Here is a 14046-nt window from a genome sequence, read left to right as displayed (position 1 = left end):
TCCCCGGCCGGAGCGAAGCGGAGGGGAAGGGGATCCAGAGGTTCGCTTGCGGCTCTGGATCCCCTTCCCGCGCCTTCGGCGCGCCGGGGATGACAGGGGAGCCTCATCCGAAATCTCTTCTCTTCACCCGCCCGAAAGCCCAAAAGCGGAGGGCATGAGCGCCCCCCACGCCACCGATCCCTCGCCTGTCGCCCTCGGCGAAGCGCGCCGGGCGCTGAAGGACGTCTTCGGCTACGACGATTTCCGCCCCGGCCAGGAGGAGATCGTCGCCGCCGCCCTCGCCGGCGAGGACGTCTTCGCCGTCATGCCGACCGGCAGCGGCAAGTCGATGTGCTTCCAGCTTCCGGCCGTCGTAGACGGGGGGCTGACGGTCGTCGTCTCGCCGCTCATCGCGCTCATGCGCGACCAGGTGCGCCAGCTCGTCGGGCTCGGCGTCAGGGCGGCCTCGCTCAACTCCGCCGACAGCGAGGAGGAGCGGCGCGGGACCTGGGCGGCGCTCGACAGCCGAGAGGTCTCGCTGCTCTTCGTCTCGCCCGAGCGCCTCGCGACGGGCGGCCTGCCGGAGCGTCTGCGCCGCCTCGGCATCGTCCGGCTCGTGGTCGACGAGGCCCATTGCGTCTCGCAATGGGGGCATGATTTCCGGCCCGAATACCGCCAGATCCCGCGCATCCGCGAGGCGCTGGGCGAGGTTCAGGTTCTCGCCTTCACGGCCACCGCCGATGCGGCCACGCGGGCCGACATCCTGCGCGAGCTGTTCAGCCGTCCGCCGCGCCAGGTCGTCCACAGCTTCGACCGGCCGAACCTGTCGCTGCGCTTCGAGCCCAAGGAACGCCCGGCCGCCCGCATCGAAGCCTTCGCGCGGGAGCGGCGGGGCCAGAGCGGCATCGTCTATACGGCCTCGCGCGCCGGCGCGGAGCGCCTCGCCGCGCTTCTCGACCGCGCCGGGCTCCCCGCCCTCGCCTATCACGCCGGGCTCGACGCCGAGACGCGCGCGCGCCGTCAGGACCGCTTCCTCCAGGAGGACGGGCTCGTGATGGCGGCGACGGTCGCCTTCGGCATGGGCATCAACAAGCCGGACCTGCGCTACGTGGTCCATGCCGACATGCCCGGCGGCATCGAGAGCTATTACCAGGAGATCGGCCGCGCCGGGCGCGACGGGCTGCCGGCCGACACCCTCACCCTCTACGGCCTCGACGACATGATGATGCGGCGGCGCCAGATCGCCGAGAAGGAGATCGGCCCCGAGCGGCGGCGCATCGAGGAGCGGCGCCTCGCGGCCATGATCGACCTCTGCGAGGTCGCGGTTTGCCGGCGCCAGTCCCTCCTCGCCTATTTCGGCGAAACGTCCGGCCCTTGCGGACATTGCGATCTCTGCCGGGCGGCCGAAGCCCCCGTCGACGCGACGGTCGACGCGCAGAAGGCGCTCTCGGCCGTGGTCCGCACCGGCCAGCGCTTCGGCGCGGCCCATCTCGCCTCGCTCCTGGTCGGGGAGGACACCGAGGCGATCCGGCGCCACGGCCACGACCGGCTCAAGACCTTCGGCGTCGGCCGCGAGCGCGACCGGCGCGCCTGGCAGGCGACGATCCGCCAACTCTTTGCGGCCGGCGCCCTGGCGGAGGCGAGCGAGGATTACGGCGGCTTCGCGCTGACCCCCAAAGGCGAGGACATCCTCTTCGGCCGCGAGCGCATCGCGCTCCGCCCCCTCCCCGCCCGTGTCACGACCCCGCGCAGCCGGCGCGGCGGCGAGGAGCGCGTCCAGCGCCTGGCCGGACTCGACGAGGATCAGACGCGGCTGTTCGAGAAGCTGCGCACGGTGCGCTCCGGCTTCGCCAAGGAGGAAGGCGTTCCCGCCTTCATGGTCTTCCCCGACCGGACGCTGGCCGAGATGGCGACCCTGCGCCCCCGCAGCCGCAGCGAATTGCGTGCGGTCCAGGGCGTCGGCGACCGCAAGCTCCTCCGCTACGGGGACGCCTTCCTCGCCGCCATCACGGAAGCCGAATGATGGCGAGTGCGCTGAAAGCCCCCCTGCCGCCCGATACGGTCCATATCTGTGTCGACATGCAGCGCATGTTCGCGGAGAAGACGCCCTGGCACGCGCCCTGGATGCCGCGCGTTCTGCCCAAGGTCGAGCGCCTCGTCGCGCATCGGCCGGCCGATACGATCCTCACCCGCTTCATTCCGGCCGAAAAGCCCGGCGACGGACAGGGAACCTGGAAGCGCTACTGGGAAAGCTGGGCCGAGATGACGCGAAGCCGCCTGCCCGCCGGCATGATCGATCTCGTTCCCTCCCTCGCCGCCTTCGCGCCGCCGGGCGAAGTGATCGACAAGACGAGCTACTCGCCGTGGCAGGGGCTCGCCCTCGATCAAACGCTGGAGGCTTTCGGCGCGACGACGCTGGTCGTCAGCGGAACGGAGACCGATGTCTGCGTCCTGGCGACGATCCTCGGGGCCGTCGATCGGGGCTATCGCACGATCGTGGCGACGGATGCGGTCTGCAGCTCGTCCGACGAAGCTCATGAAGCGATGATGACGCTGTTGCGCGAACGCTACGGTCATCATGTCGAAATCGCCGAGACCGAGGAGATTTTGTCGGCCTGGACGGCGCCTTCCCCTCTTGGCCGGGACGGAAGACGCAAGCGCCGCGTGCAGCCGGTCTGGATTCTCGGCTGAGCGCGCCACGAAACGGCCACGAACCCTTTCGAAGTCAGGTGACCCTGGGCGTTTCGCCGCGCCCCGGTCAATAAGAGTCATCGGAACGGGGGCGTTCATGGTCCGAAAGGCCGACATCCGAATTTCAGCGGTCGTCCTGGCGGGACTGTCGGCGACCGGGCTGGGAGGATGTCAGTTCCTGACGACGGCCTCGCGCGAGCCCGCGCCGAAGGTCGTCGCCGCGCCGACCCCCCGCGAGAAGGATTGCCTGGCCCGCGCCATGTATTTCGAGGCGAACCGATCCAGCGACGACGGCCTGCTCGCGGTCGGGACGGTGGTCATGAACCGTCTGGATTCTCCCAATTACCCGGACAGCATCTGCGGCATCGTGGGCCAGCCGAAACAATTCGCCGAAGGCGTGCTGACCAAGCCGATGAAGGAGGGAGAGAAGGAGCGGGTGGAGAAGGTCGCGACCGCGCTACTCGCCGGCAAGCGCCATCCCGAGGTCAAGGGCGCCCTTCACTTCCACATCGCCGCCCGCACCTATCGCTACCCGAACATGCGCTATGTCGCGGCGACGGGCGGAAATCGCTTCTACGAAAAGACCGACCGCGCCGGAAACCGCCCCCCGATCTTTCCCCGCGCGGTGGTGAAGATGAAGGAGGGGCTGGTGCCGATCCAGCTCGCTTTCGCCGAGATGGCCCCCGAGGCGGACGAGGCGCAATAGAGCACGCCCTCCTCAAGCCGCGGTATTCGCCAGGGCGGCTGTCCGGCGCTCTCCGAGTCGGGCCAGCATCGAGGCGCCGACCGGCAGGATCGCGTCGTCGAACGTGTAGGCGGCGTTGTGGAGCGAGGCGCCCGGCGTCATGCCGAGGAAGAAATAGGCGCCCGGCACCTGGTGCAGCATGTCGGCGAAATCCTCCGAGCCCATCATCGGCTCCCCGGCGATGCGCGTCAGGTCCTCTCCCACGATCTCGTGCGCCACTTCGAGAACGGCGTCGGTCTGCACCTCGCCGTTCATGGTGACGCTGAAGATGTCGCGATAATCGACCTCCGCCTTGGCGCCGAAGCCGGCGGCGACGCCGCGAGCCAATTCCTCAATCCTGCGGCGGACCAGGAGCCGCACCTCCGGGTCGAAGCAGCGCACGGTTCCGGCCAGATGCGCCGTTTCCGGCACGACGTTGTAAGCCGCCCCCGCATGGATCTGGGTGATCGAGACCACGGCCGCGCGCAACGGGTCGACATTGCGCGAGACGATGGTCTGCATCGCCTGAGCCAGCGTCACCGCGATCATCGTCGGGTCGTTCGCCTGCTGGGGCAGCGCGCCGTGGCTGCCCTTGCCCTTGATGTGGATGTCGAAGAAATCGGCCGCCGCCATGGCCGGGCCGGACTTGACCGACACCTCGTAGCGCGGGCCTGCGGGCGTGTTGTGCAGGCCGTAGACCTCCTGGCAGGGAAAGCGCTCGAAGAGCCCGTCGGCGAGCATCGCGCGCGCGCCGCCGAGCCCCTCCTCGGCCGGCTGGAAGATGCAGACGACGCGGCCCGGAAAATCCCGCGTCTCGGCGAGGTAGCGCGCCGCGCCGAGGAGCATGGTGGTGTGCCCGTCATGGCCGCAGGCATGCATGGTGCCGGGCCGGGTGGATTTCCAGGCGACGTCCGTGGCCTCCTCGATCGGCAAGGCGTCCATGTCGGCCCGCAATCCGATGCTGGCCCCCGGGCGCCCGTTCCCCTGGATGATGCCGACGACGCCGGTCTTGCCGACGTTCCGATGCACCTCGACGCCCCAGGAGGCGAGCTTCTCGGCCACGATCCCGGATGTCCGGGTTTCCTCGAACCCGATTTCGGGATGCGCGTGAAAATCGCGCCGGAGCGCGGTGAGTTCGTCGGCATAGGCCGCGATGCGGGAGATCGGCTTCATGGCGCGAGCATGCCTCATTCCGCGGGCCTGCGCATCTTCGAAATGACGTCCGGTCCGAGACTCGACGCCGCCGCTCCGGGATCGATATAGGCGTCGCGGGCACCGCCCTCCCGAGGCCCCTTCCGCGCGATGACCTCTCTCGCCCAGGACTTCTTCTCCCGCGACGTGGCCGCCGTGGCGCGCGACCTGATCGGCGCGACGCTTCTCTTCGACGGGGTCGGCGGCGAGATCGTGGAGACGGAGGCTTACGACCGCGAGGATCCCGCCTCGCACAGCTTTTCCGGACCGACGCCGCGCAACGCCGTGATGTTCGGGCCTCCCGGCCACGCCTATGTCTATCTCTCCTACGGCATCCATTGGTGCCTGAACTTCGTCTGCGGGCCGCAGGGGCACGGCGCCGCCGTCCTTCTGCGGGCCCTGCGCCCGATCCGGGGCCTCGAGCACATGCGTGAAAGACGCGGGGTGGTCGGCGAGCGGCTCCTGTGCGCAGGCCCCGGACGCCTGGCGCAGGCGCTCGGCATCACGCGGCAGCAGAACGGCCATGCCCTCGATGCGCCGCCCTTCCAGCTCCTCGCCGCCAATGGCGGGCCGCCGGTCGCGGCAGGTACCCGGATCGGCATCCGCAAGGCGACCGAGACGCCCTGGCGCTTCGGCCTCGCCGACTCGCCCTATCTCAGCCGGCCGTTCCCCTCGCCCGGTCAGCGGGCGTTGCGATAGGCTTTCGTCGAGAACACCGTGCGGAACAGGATCCGCAGGTCGAGGAGCATCGACCAGTTGTCGATGTAATAGAGGTCGTGCTCGACGCGGCGGCGCATCTTGTCCTCCGTATCGGTCTCGCCCCTCAGCCCGTTCACCTGCGCCCAGCCGGTGATCCCCGGACGCACGTTGTGGCGGCGCGCATAGAGCGCGATCCGGCGCTCGTAGGCCCGGTTGTGCGGGACGGCGTGCGGACGCGGCCCGACCAGCGACATGTCGCCTTTCAGCACGTTGAGAAGCTGGGGCAGTTCGTCGATATTGGTCGCCCGCAGCAGGCGCCCGATCGGCGTGATGCGGGGATCGTTCTTCGTCGCCTGCGGGACGTCGCCGCTGTCGTGATAGGTCGACATGGTGCGGAACTTCACGATCCGAAACGGGCGCTGGTTGAAGCCGTAGCGGGTCTGGAAAAAGAAGGCCGGTCCGGGGCTTCCGAGCCTGATCGCAAGGGCGACGAGCGCCAGCAGGGGCGACAGCAGGACCAGGGCGGCCGAGGCCAGGACGAGGTCCAGGATGCGCTTGGCCACCACCGCGATGGGAGACATCGGCCGCGTCAGCTCGAGGCTGGCCATCGCGCCGACCCTCGAGATCGACACCTGATCGAAGCGGTTGAGAATGCGCTCCGGGGCGAGGTGAACGGCCGTCGGCGTGTTGAGGAACGCCTCGACGCACAGGTCGATCGTCTCGGTTTCGGACCAGGGAACAGCGATATAGACGTCGTCGACATTGAGATGGCGGGTGCGCTCGATCGCCCGAAGGAAGGACGCTGTCGGGACGGGCTCCTCCCCGTGAGGCACGGGCGTCACCGAGATCGTGCCGACGAGTTCGTAGCCGAGCCTCCAAGGCTGATGCTGGCGCAGGAAGGTCGCGACCGCCGCTTCCGTCCCGACGACGAGAAGTCGCTGCGCCGCCGTGATCCTGTGCCGGCTCGCGATCTGGAGGAGGCGTGCCGTGACGCGGCGCGCGCTCCACAGGGACAGGAAGCCGGACAGGTAGAACAGGATCATGAAGCCGCGCGACACCTCGTCGGCGCGGCGGGTCAGGAAAGCCATGACCAGCAGCACGACGAAGGAGACGTTCCAGAGGCTCGCCGTGCGGGCGAGCTTGTGCTCGTCGGCCAGATAGAAGCTCAGCCGATGCTCGCCGCGCACGACCGCGAAAACCGTGGCGAGGACGGCAGCCTCGATTCCGAGCCGCCCGTGCAGCGCGAAATGGCCGGCATTGGCAGCCGGAACGAGGCTCCAGACCTTCCAGGACAAGGCCGAGGCGAGGACGATCGCGAGGCCGGATCCCAGAAGGGCGAGAAGCGGAAAGGCATAGCGGAAGAAGCTCGCATGGAGCGACCGCCCCCTGACCGCGTCCATCGAATGTGAAACAGACATCGAGCCCGCATCCTTCGGCCGGACACGTTCTCCCTCAGCGGGACAACGCGCCTCGTTCGCGGGACGAAAGCGCGATCCGCATGCCAAGCCGCGCGGCGGCTGCCCTCTCCGGGGCGGTGCCCGTGAAAAGGCCCGCGGCATCCGGGCCTCCCCAGGGAAATGCGCCGGGGCCGCCATCTGGCAAGGATTTCTCAACCATCTCGACCGGGGCGGAGAGGTGCCCCCTCCCGATACAGGCATGTGCCGTCCCGGGGCGGCGCCCGCACGCATTCCAGGCCATCCCTGTGGCCTCCGGGACACGATCCGCGGCACACAAGGTCTTGACACCCCTGCGCCCCATTCGGCGTGGTTTGGCCCAAGTTTCGGCGCAGAGTCGCGTCACGGGCTAATCATGAGACGCTTCCGCCTCCCCTTGATTCTCGTTGCCGCGACGCTTGGCACCGCTCAGGCCGCGCAGGCTCAGAACTTCTTCGAGCGCCTTTTCGGCATCGGCCCCCGGGCTCCGGAGCCCGTCGCGCCCGCCCCTGCCGCGCCGGAGGCTCCTCCTCCGGGCGAGGCCCCCAAGCCGCGCGCGCCGGCCGCTCCCGTGCAGGCGCGCGTCGTCTCTCTCCGCGTTCCGACGGAGGACGGGGTCATCGGGCGCGAGCTGAAGCAGAACGGCTCTTCCGGCTCGCTGAAGATCGAGCGCGTCGGCGGCGGATCGGACCTGCGCGCCCGCATGACGCTGATCGGGCGGCGCGGCCAGTCGGTCGAAAGCTGCTCGGTCCAGCTCGAGGGCAAGCTCGCCTCCGAAGGCCGCACCGAGGGCCTGAACCGCTACAAGATGGACGAGAGCGGCTGCGCCTTCTCGATCGACGTGTTCGACGACGCGGTGCTCGTGAGGGGAACCGGCGAGGCATGCCAGTTCAGCGCCGCCAATTGCCAGGCCGACCCGGCCGGGCTCTGGGGCCCGGACCCGGGCACGCTGATCCCCAAGGCGCGCGACTACGAGTCGGCCCGCGCCAGCGCCGACAAGGCGGTTCGCGACAATTACAAGGCCCTCGTCCAGAGAGCGCGCCCCGAAGCCGTGCGGCCGATCGTGGCCGAGCAGGCCGCCTTCTCTTCCGATCGCGAGATCACCTGCCGCACCTATGCCCGCGAGCCGCAGCACAGCTTCTGCGACGCCCGCTACAGCGAAGGCCGCGCCATCATGCTGGCGCAGCGCCTGGGCGTCACCGTCGCCTCCGCCCAGCCCAATCCGGGCGGCTCGACCCGGGTCCGCATCCGGGAGCAGGCGAGTTCGGAGCCGCGCGACCCCTACGCGCTGCCCGCCACCAACGAGATCGTGGAACGCAACCCGTTCGACGATTGAGTTCGGCCCGGCCCATTGGGATTGTGGATTGCTCGCGCCCTACGGGGCGCGAGCTTTTTTATGATGCCGCTGGCCTAACGGCTGGGCGACATATCTCTCCCGCTCATCCCCAGGGCTATCGCATCTGGCGGCTTCCGCCGCGCCAACCCTTCCCCCGCGAAGCGGCGGGGTGGGTTCACGCGCGGCGAGCCGCCGAGGCGGAGACTTCGCCCTCGAACCGGATTGAGCCGCATCAGCTCTTGACCGCCCCCGCGGTCAGTCCGCCGACCATGTAGCGCTTGAAGACGTAGTAGATCGCCGCAGGCGGCAGCGCATAGAGGAAGCCCGTGGCCATCAGCAGTTCCCACGGGCTGTCGTCGGCCGCGAGGAAGTTTCCCAGGGCGACCGGCAGCGTCACCTGACTGTCGCCGGACAGAAGCAGGAAGGCGAACAGGTACTCGTTCCAGGCGAGCAGCACCGCATAGATGCCGATGGCCACGAGCGAGGGCAGCATGAGCGGGATGTAGACGAGCCGGAAGAGCTGGAGCGGCGAGGCGCCGTCCATGACGGCCGCCTCGTCGAGCTCGTAGGGAAGCTTGTCGGAAGCTTGCTTCAGCACCCAGATCGCATAGGGACTCGCGATCGTGACCATGGCCAGGATCAGTGCCCAGCGCGAATTGAGGAGGCCGTAGGCCCCCATCGTCTTGTACATGGGCACGGCCAGGAAGGCGGCCGGGATGAAATAGGTGAAGAGGGCGAGGTTCAGCACCGTCCGGCCGCCCCGGACCTTGAGGCGGCTGATCGCGAAGGCCGCGGTGGTCGCGATGAAGAGCGTCAGGATGCCGGTGACGGCCGCGATGACCACGGAATTCGCGAGCTGCTGCCAGAAATGCGACAGGAAATAATGCTTCTCCCCGAACACGATCCTGAAGTTGTTCAGGGTCGGGTGGTCGGGAAACAGCTTGCCGGAAAAGGCGTCCTGCTTCGGGGAGATCGCGAAGAGGAAGAGATGGTAGATCGGCAGAATGGTCCAGATGGCGACCGGGATGCCGATCAGCAGCAGCCTGGCATCGGTCCCGATCGTCTTCCAGCGGGATTCGTTGGACCGATAGGCGTCGTCGGAGGTCCGGCTGTTCGCCGTTGCGGCGGCTCCGCTCATTTCGACAGCCTCCCCATGAGGACCCAGACCAGCGGAAGGACGAGCGGCATCGCGCAGACGACGGCCGCCATCGAGAGATCCACCTGATCCAGGCGCAGATAGCGGATGCCGAGCGTCGCGAGGACATGGGTCAGGTCGGCCGGCCCGCCGCCGGTCAGCAGGTAGACGCTGTTGAAGTCGCCGAGCGTCCAGATCATCGAGAGGATCGTGCAGGTGACGTAGAGCGTCCGCATGGACGGCCAGGTCACATGCGCGAATTTCTGCCAGTTCGTGGCGCCGTCGACGGATGCGGCCTCGTAGAGATCGCTGGAGATCGCCAGCCGCCCCGCGAGCAGAATCAGCGTCCAGAACGGCAGCGACTTCCAGATATGCACCGCGATCGCGAAGCCGAGCGCGAGGCTCGGATCGTTCAGCCAGTTGGGGCCGTCATCGCCCGTCAGCCTGAAGATGGTCTGGTTCACGACGCCCCATTCCGGGTTCAGCATGAACCGCACGGACAGGATGGTGGGGATCGAAGGAACGGCCCAGGGCAGGATGAACAGGACCGAGAGCCAGCGGATCCAGGGGCGCTCGTAAGTGAAGAACCCCGAGAGCAGGAGGGCTACGATCATCTTCAGGTTGATCCCCAGGATCAGGAAGACGAGCGTGTTGACCACCGCCCTTTTGAAGATCGGGTCGTCGGCGAGTTGCACGTAGCTCGCCGGATGCCGGGCGAGCCAAAGGCCGTAGCCCACCGGATAGACCACGAAGAGCAGGAAGACGAGGAGATAGGGGGCGACCAGGATCAGCCCCCAGGCTTGCCAGGAACTGAGCAGCGAAGGCTTCGCCGGGGGCGCTGCGCCTTCCTCGACCGTGGCTGCGGATGCCGACATGGCGCCACCCTCCCCTCATGTTCCGTGTGTTGCGCCGCGCGCAGGATCGCCCTGATCGGAGGGCGCCGCCGTGTCCGGCGGCGCCCATGGCCGGCTCTATTGCTGGCCGGCGACCTGCTTGATGCGAAGGAGCATCTCGTCCGCCGCCTTGTCGACCGGCACCTTCTCGCTGACGACCCGGTTCATCGCCTTGGCGAAGACGTTCTCGTTATTCAGGATCGTGAAGCGGAAGTTCTTGACGTAGTCGAAGGGCTCGGTCCCCGCCTTGAACTGGGTATAGACGGCCTTGCGATGCTTGTCGGCCTGCCAGAAGGGGCTCTCCTGGCTCGCCGTCGTGACGGGGAACCAGCGGCCCAGCGCGCCCTCGATATAGGGCCGGAGATTGTCCTCCTCCATGAGGAACTTCACGAATTCTTTCGCACCGGCCTTGTTCTTGGCCTGCGTGAAGATCACCCCGTGCTTGACGTCCGAGCGATAGGTCATCGGCTTGCCGTCTGGCCGCTTGGGGAAGGAGGCGGTGATGATGGTGTCGTAATAGGCTTTCTTGGCCGCGTCGCGCTGCTCCTGGGTCAGGGCAGGATTGATCGAATCCTCGTACCACTTCGCGGCGATCGAGATCGTGAAGTTGTGCGTCATCACGATCGTGCGGTTGTGGAAGGCGACGTTGTTGTCCGGGTCCTTCCAGGTGGTGGAGGAAGGCGGCGTGCAGCCCTTCACATAGACGTCGGTATAGTCTCTCAGCGCGTTGATGACGCCCTGGCGCACCTTCGGATCGTCCACCAGCAGCTTGCCGTCATTGTCCACGAGCTTGGCGTCGTAGGCATCCATGAAGGCATAGAAGGACTGGAACGAATCGGTCGATTCGACCCCCATGGGCGAGCCGATGCCGTAGACGCGCGATCCGCTGGCCTTGCGATAGGCGGGCTGCACCTTGTCGCACCAGAAGGACCAGTATTCCTTCCAGGTCGCCGGGATATCGCTCTGCTTGAAGCCCGCCTTTTCGAGCATGTCGCCCCAGATCTGCACGTGAAGCGACTGCTGCTTCATCGGGAAGCCGTAATAGGCTTTCTTCTTCGTCTCGTTGTTATAGAGCAGCATGTGCTCGACCGTGCTCGGCGCGAAGCGCGGCATCATCGGCTGGAGGATATCGGTCAGGTCCTCGAGCTTGCCTTCATAGGCCCACTTGCCGGCGGCCTGGTTGTTGTAGGTGTCGGCATAGGCCACATCCGGCGGCGAGCCGGAATCGAGCGCCGCCACGGTCTTCGGGATCATGTCCTGAAGCGCATATTGCGACAGCTCGACCTTGATGCCGGTCTTCGTCTCGAACTTCTTGATGGCGGCCCAGAGAGCCTCGTCCTCGGACCGATAGAAGCCCTTGCTGAACCAGACGGTGATGCTTTGCTGCGCGAGAGACGGCAAGGTCTGCGCCAAGACGAAGCCGGCCGCCAACGCGGCGACGATGGAGCGTGCCATCCAAAACTCCTCCCATGCCCTTCACGGCCGCTGAGGCGGCTCTGCGTCCATGATAGAGCACGGCCCGGAATGGGACGCAAACCGACATCAGTCGTAGGGGTGCATCCGGCGGCAGGGGCGGCGGGCGGCCCGAAAGCTATTTCTCGAGGAGGGCCGCGATCTTCTGGAGGCGCCTCGCGGCATCCTCCAGCTCGAACAGCGCGATGGATTTGGTCCCGGCCTTGATGGCGCGCTCGCAATCGTCGAGCTGCATCTTCACGACCTTGCGGATCTCGGCGGCAAGCTGGGTCTTGGTCATCGCTTTCGCACGTTCGAGCGCACAGCCCCTGTCTGAAGCGAAATGGTCAAGCGGCGGTTACGACGGCGATCGCGCGATGGACATTGCCGGGTCGCTGTGGCCCAAGAAGCCCCTCGCAGGGAGGACATCGTGACGGCAATCAGCAGCGTGCGCCCGGAGGAGGTCGGCCTGTGCTCGAGGCGGCTCGAGCGGATCGACGGCTGGATGCGGCGGCTCGTGGAGGACGGCAAGCTGCCGGGGGTGCAGGTCCTGGTGATGCGGCGCGGCGGCATCGCCTTCAGCCGGGAGCACGGCCTCGCCGACATCGCGCGCGGCAAGCCGATGGCGCCCGACACCATCGTGCGCATCTATTCGATGACCAAGCCCCTCGCCTCCGTGGCCGCCATGATGCTGTACGAGGAGGGCCGCTTCCAGCTCGACGACCCGATCACGCGCTTCCTGCCTTGCTTCAGGAACATGCGGGTGGCGGCCGGCGGCATGTGGGGGAAGGTCGACACCGTGCCGGCGGAGCGCGACATCACCTTCCGCGACCTTCTCACCCACACCTCGGGGCTGACCTACGGCTTCCTGCAATCGACCCTGATCGATGCGATCTATCGCGAGCACGGCATCGATTTCCAGACGTCCGACCTGAGCCTCGCGGCGCTCGTCGAGGAGGCGGCGAAGCTGCCGCTCCTCGCGCAGCCCGGCCGCGAATGGAACTATTCGATCGCGACCGACGTGCTCGGCCATCTCGTCGCGGTCATTTCCGGCATGCCGTTCGGCGACTTCCTGCGCGAGCGCGTGATCCGGCCGCTCGGCATGGTCGATACCGATTTCCACATCGCGCAGGACAAGATCGCGCGCTTCGCCTCGAACTACACGCCGGGCGGCGACGGACGGCCGAAGCTGATCGACGATGCGGTGACAGGCCCCTTCGCCACGCCGCGCCTCATCGCCTCCGGCGGCGGGGGCCTCGTCGGCACGGCCTCCGACTACATGCGCTTCTGCCGCTTCATGCTGAACAAGGGCGAGCTGGACGGTGTCCGGCTCTTGAGCCGCAAGACGGTCGAACTGATGACGATGAACCATCTGGGCGGCGACATGGCCGCGATGGGCCAACCCCGCTTCTCGGAATCGCCCTATTTCGGCATCGGCTTCGGGCTCGGCTTCTCGGTGATGCTCGACCCGGCCAAGGCCCAGATCCTCGGCACGCCCGGCGAATACGCCTGGGGCGGGGCGGCCTCGACGGCCTTCTGGTGCGATCCCGGCGAGGAGATGGCGGTCGTGCTGCTGACGCAGCTCATGCCCTCCTCCACCTATCCGATCCGCCGCGAATTGCGTGTCCTGACCTACCAGGCGATCCTGGAATGAAGGCGCCTTCGCCCGGACAAGGAAAAGGCCGCCCCGGCGGGAGCGGCCTTCGGTTTCCCGGGCGGGCGTGATCAGCCGGCGTTGGGCGTCAGGGCGATGGCCACGAAGCGCGTGCCTTCCCGGCTCTTCACCCGCATCAGCACGGCCTTGCGGCCTTCCGCCTTGGCGGCCTTCACGCCGGCCGCGACGTCGGAGGGCGTCGAGACGGCCTTGCCGGCCACCTCCAGGATGGTATCGCCTTCGCGGATGCCCTTGCCCGCCGCCGGGCCGTCGGGATCGACATCGACCACGGCCACGCCTTCCTCGCCGCGCGGGGCGGGGGCGAGCTGAAGCCCGAGGCGCGGGGAGCGGCCGCCGCGATCGTCCTGATCGTTCAGGCTCGCGCTCTTGCTGCCCGGAAGCACGCCCAGCTCGACATCGGCCGTCCGCTCCTTGCCGTTGCGCAGATAGACGATCTCGACCTTGCTGCCCGGCTTGATCCCGGCGATCCGGCGGCTGAGGTCACGCGCATCGGCGACGGGCTGGCCGTTGACCGAGACGAGGACGTCGCCCGATTGCAGGCCCGCCTTCGAGGCCGGGGTCCCGGGCTCGGTCGCGTTGACGAGCGCGCCCTTCGACCGGTCGATGCCGAGGCCCTCGGCGAGATCCTTCGTCAGCGGCTGGATCTGCACGCCGAGATAGCCGCGGGTGACGGTGCCCGTCGCCTTGAGCTGGTCGACGACCGATTCCACCGTGGCGGAGGGGATCGCGAAGGCGAGCCCGACGCTGCCGCCCGAGGGAGAGGCGATCGCAGTGTTCACGCCCACGACCTCACCCTTGAGGTTGAAGGTCGGGCCGCCCGAATTGCCGCGGTTGATCG

Annotated in this window: 13 protein-coding genes; 6 read left to right on the top strand and 7 right to left on the bottom strand. The window is 67.8% G+C overall.

The window, feature by feature from the left end:
• Positions 1 to 154 precede the first annotated feature (154 nt).
• From recQ to PKD06_RS02515, 3 genes are all read left to right on the top strand, one after another.
• Positions 155 to 2002 carry a DNA helicase RecQ gene (recQ, locus tag PKD06_RS02525; protein WP_324377420.1) on the top strand — a complete coding sequence of 616 codons (1848 nt, stop codon included), beginning with the start codon at positions 155 to 157 and terminating at the stop codon, positions 2000 to 2002.
• The gene (locus PKD06_RS02520) at positions 1999 to 2670 is read left to right on the top strand and encodes a cysteine hydrolase (protein ID WP_324377419.1); all 672 of its coding nucleotides are present in this window, start codon (positions 1999 to 2001) and stop codon (positions 2668 to 2670) included. The genes recQ and PKD06_RS02520 overlap by 4 nt, the downstream gene beginning before the upstream one ends.
• A 97-nt stretch (positions 2671 to 2767) precedes the next feature.
• Positions 2768 to 3376 carry a cell wall hydrolase gene (locus PKD06_RS02515; protein ID WP_324377418.1) on the top strand — a complete coding sequence of 203 codons (609 nt, stop codon included), beginning with the start codon at positions 2768 to 2770 and terminating at the stop codon, positions 3374 to 3376.
• Positions 3377 to 3388: 12 nt separating this feature from the next.
• Here the strand turns inward: PKD06_RS02515 and PKD06_RS02510 are convergent, their stop codons facing one another.
• Positions 3389 to 4567: a M20 aminoacylase family protein gene (locus PKD06_RS02510; protein WP_324377417.1), complete on the bottom strand. Its 1179-nt coding sequence runs from the start codon at positions 4565 to 4567 to the stop codon at positions 3389 to 3391.
• Between the two features lie 129 nt (positions 4568 to 4696).
• Between PKD06_RS02510 and PKD06_RS02505 the strand changes: the two genes are divergently transcribed.
• The gene (locus tag PKD06_RS02505) at positions 4697 to 5284 is read left to right on the top strand and encodes a DNA-3-methyladenine glycosylase (RefSeq protein WP_324377416.1); all 588 of its coding nucleotides are present in this window, start codon (positions 4697 to 4699) and stop codon (positions 5282 to 5284) included.
• Here the strand turns inward: PKD06_RS02505 and PKD06_RS02500 are convergent.
• Positions 5266 to 6702 carry an undecaprenyl-phosphate glucose phosphotransferase gene (locus PKD06_RS02500; RefSeq protein ID WP_324377415.1) on the bottom strand — a complete coding sequence of 479 codons (1437 nt, stop codon included), beginning with the start codon at positions 6700 to 6702 and terminating at the stop codon, positions 5266 to 5268. The genes PKD06_RS02505 and PKD06_RS02500 overlap by 19 nt on opposite strands.
• Positions 6703 to 7093: 391 nt before the next feature.
• Between PKD06_RS02500 and PKD06_RS02495 the strand changes: the two genes are divergently transcribed.
• The gene (locus PKD06_RS02495) at positions 7094 to 8053 is read left to right on the top strand and encodes a hypothetical protein (RefSeq protein ID WP_324377413.1); all 960 of its coding nucleotides are present in this window, start codon (positions 7094 to 7096) and stop codon (positions 8051 to 8053) included.
• 232 nt (positions 8054 to 8285) lie between these two features.
• On the opposite strand, the gene PKD06_RS02490 is transcribed toward PKD06_RS02495, so the two are convergent.
• The 4 genes from PKD06_RS02490 to PKD06_RS02475 all read right to left on the bottom strand — a co-directional run bounded on the left by PKD06_RS02490 (position 8286) and on the right by PKD06_RS02475 (position 11834).
• A complete protein-coding gene (locus PKD06_RS02490) occupies positions 8286 to 9191 on the bottom strand; it encodes a carbohydrate ABC transporter permease (protein WP_324377411.1) in 906 nt (301 codons plus the stop codon).
• Positions 9188 to 10063 carry a sugar ABC transporter permease gene (locus PKD06_RS02485; protein WP_324377409.1) on the bottom strand — a complete coding sequence of 292 codons (876 nt, stop codon included), beginning with the start codon at positions 10061 to 10063 and terminating at the stop codon, positions 9188 to 9190. The genes PKD06_RS02490 and PKD06_RS02485 overlap by 4 nt, the downstream gene beginning before the upstream one ends.
• A gap of 96 nt (positions 10064 to 10159) precedes the next feature.
• Positions 10160 to 11536: an ABC transporter substrate-binding protein gene (locus PKD06_RS02480; protein WP_324377407.1), complete on the bottom strand. Its 1377-nt coding sequence runs from the start codon at positions 11534 to 11536 to the stop codon at positions 10160 to 10162.
• 136 nt (positions 11537 to 11672) lie between these two features.
• Positions 11673 to 11834 (bottom strand): hypothetical protein, encoded by a 162-nt coding sequence (locus PKD06_RS02475; RefSeq protein ID WP_324377405.1) that lies wholly within the window; start codon positions 11832 to 11834, stop codon positions 11673 to 11675.
• Between the two features lie 129 nt (positions 11835 to 11963).
• Between PKD06_RS02475 and PKD06_RS02470 the strand changes: the two genes are divergently transcribed.
• The gene (locus PKD06_RS02470; protein WP_324377403.1) at positions 11964 to 13187 is read left to right on the top strand and encodes a serine hydrolase domain-containing protein; all 1224 of its coding nucleotides are present in this window, start codon (positions 11964 to 11966) and stop codon (positions 13185 to 13187) included.
• 71 nt (positions 13188 to 13258) lie between these two features.
• Here the strand turns inward: PKD06_RS02470 and PKD06_RS02465 are convergent.
• The coding region (locus PKD06_RS02465; protein ID WP_324377401.1) for a PDZ domain-containing protein at positions 13259 to 14046 on the bottom strand (788 nt) is incomplete at its 5' end.

This window comes from Enterovirga sp. (genome assembly GCF_035325185.1).
GTDB lineage: Bacteria > Pseudomonadota > Alphaproteobacteria > Rhizobiales > Beijerinckiaceae > Enterovirga.
This window is presented reverse-complemented; position numbering and strand designations above follow the sequence as displayed.

Bases quoted from the DNA above. Each gene is read 5' to 3' on its own strand.
- recQ (WP_324377420.1), top strand. From the start codon at position 155: ATGAGCGCCCCCCACGCCACCGATCCCTCGCCTGTCGCCCTCGGCGAA.
- PKD06_RS02520 (WP_324377419.1), top strand. From the start codon at position 1,999: ATGATGGCGAGTGCGCTGAAAGCCCCCCTGCCGCCCGATACGGTCCAT.
- PKD06_RS02515 (WP_324377418.1), top strand. From the start codon at position 2,768: ATGGTCCGAAAGGCCGACATCCGAATTTCAGCGGTCGTCCTGGCGGGA.
- PKD06_RS02510 (WP_324377417.1), bottom strand. From the start codon at position 4,567: ATGAAGCCGATCTCCCGCATCGCGGCCTATGCCGACGAACTCACCGCG.
- PKD06_RS02505 (WP_324377416.1), top strand. From the start codon at position 4,697: ATGACCTCTCTCGCCCAGGACTTCTTCTCCCGCGACGTGGCCGCCGTG.
- PKD06_RS02500 (WP_324377415.1), bottom strand. From the start codon at position 6,702: ATGTCTGTTTCACATTCGATGGACGCGGTCAGGGGGCGGTCGCTCCAT.
- PKD06_RS02495 (WP_324377413.1), top strand. From the start codon at position 7,094: ATGAGACGCTTCCGCCTCCCCTTGATTCTCGTTGCCGCGACGCTTGGC.
- PKD06_RS02490 (WP_324377411.1), bottom strand. From the start codon at position 9,191: ATGAGCGGAGCCGCCGCAACGGCGAACAGCCGGACCTCCGACGACGCC.
- PKD06_RS02485 (WP_324377409.1), bottom strand. From the start codon at position 10,063: ATGTCGGCATCCGCAGCCACGGTCGAGGAAGGCGCAGCGCCCCCGGCG.
- PKD06_RS02480 (WP_324377407.1), bottom strand. From the start codon at position 11,536: ATGGCACGCTCCATCGTCGCCGCGTTGGCGGCCGGCTTCGTCTTGGCG.
- PKD06_RS02475 (WP_324377405.1), bottom strand. From the start codon at position 11,834: ATGACCAAGACCCAGCTTGCCGCCGAGATCCGCAAGGTCGTGAAGATG.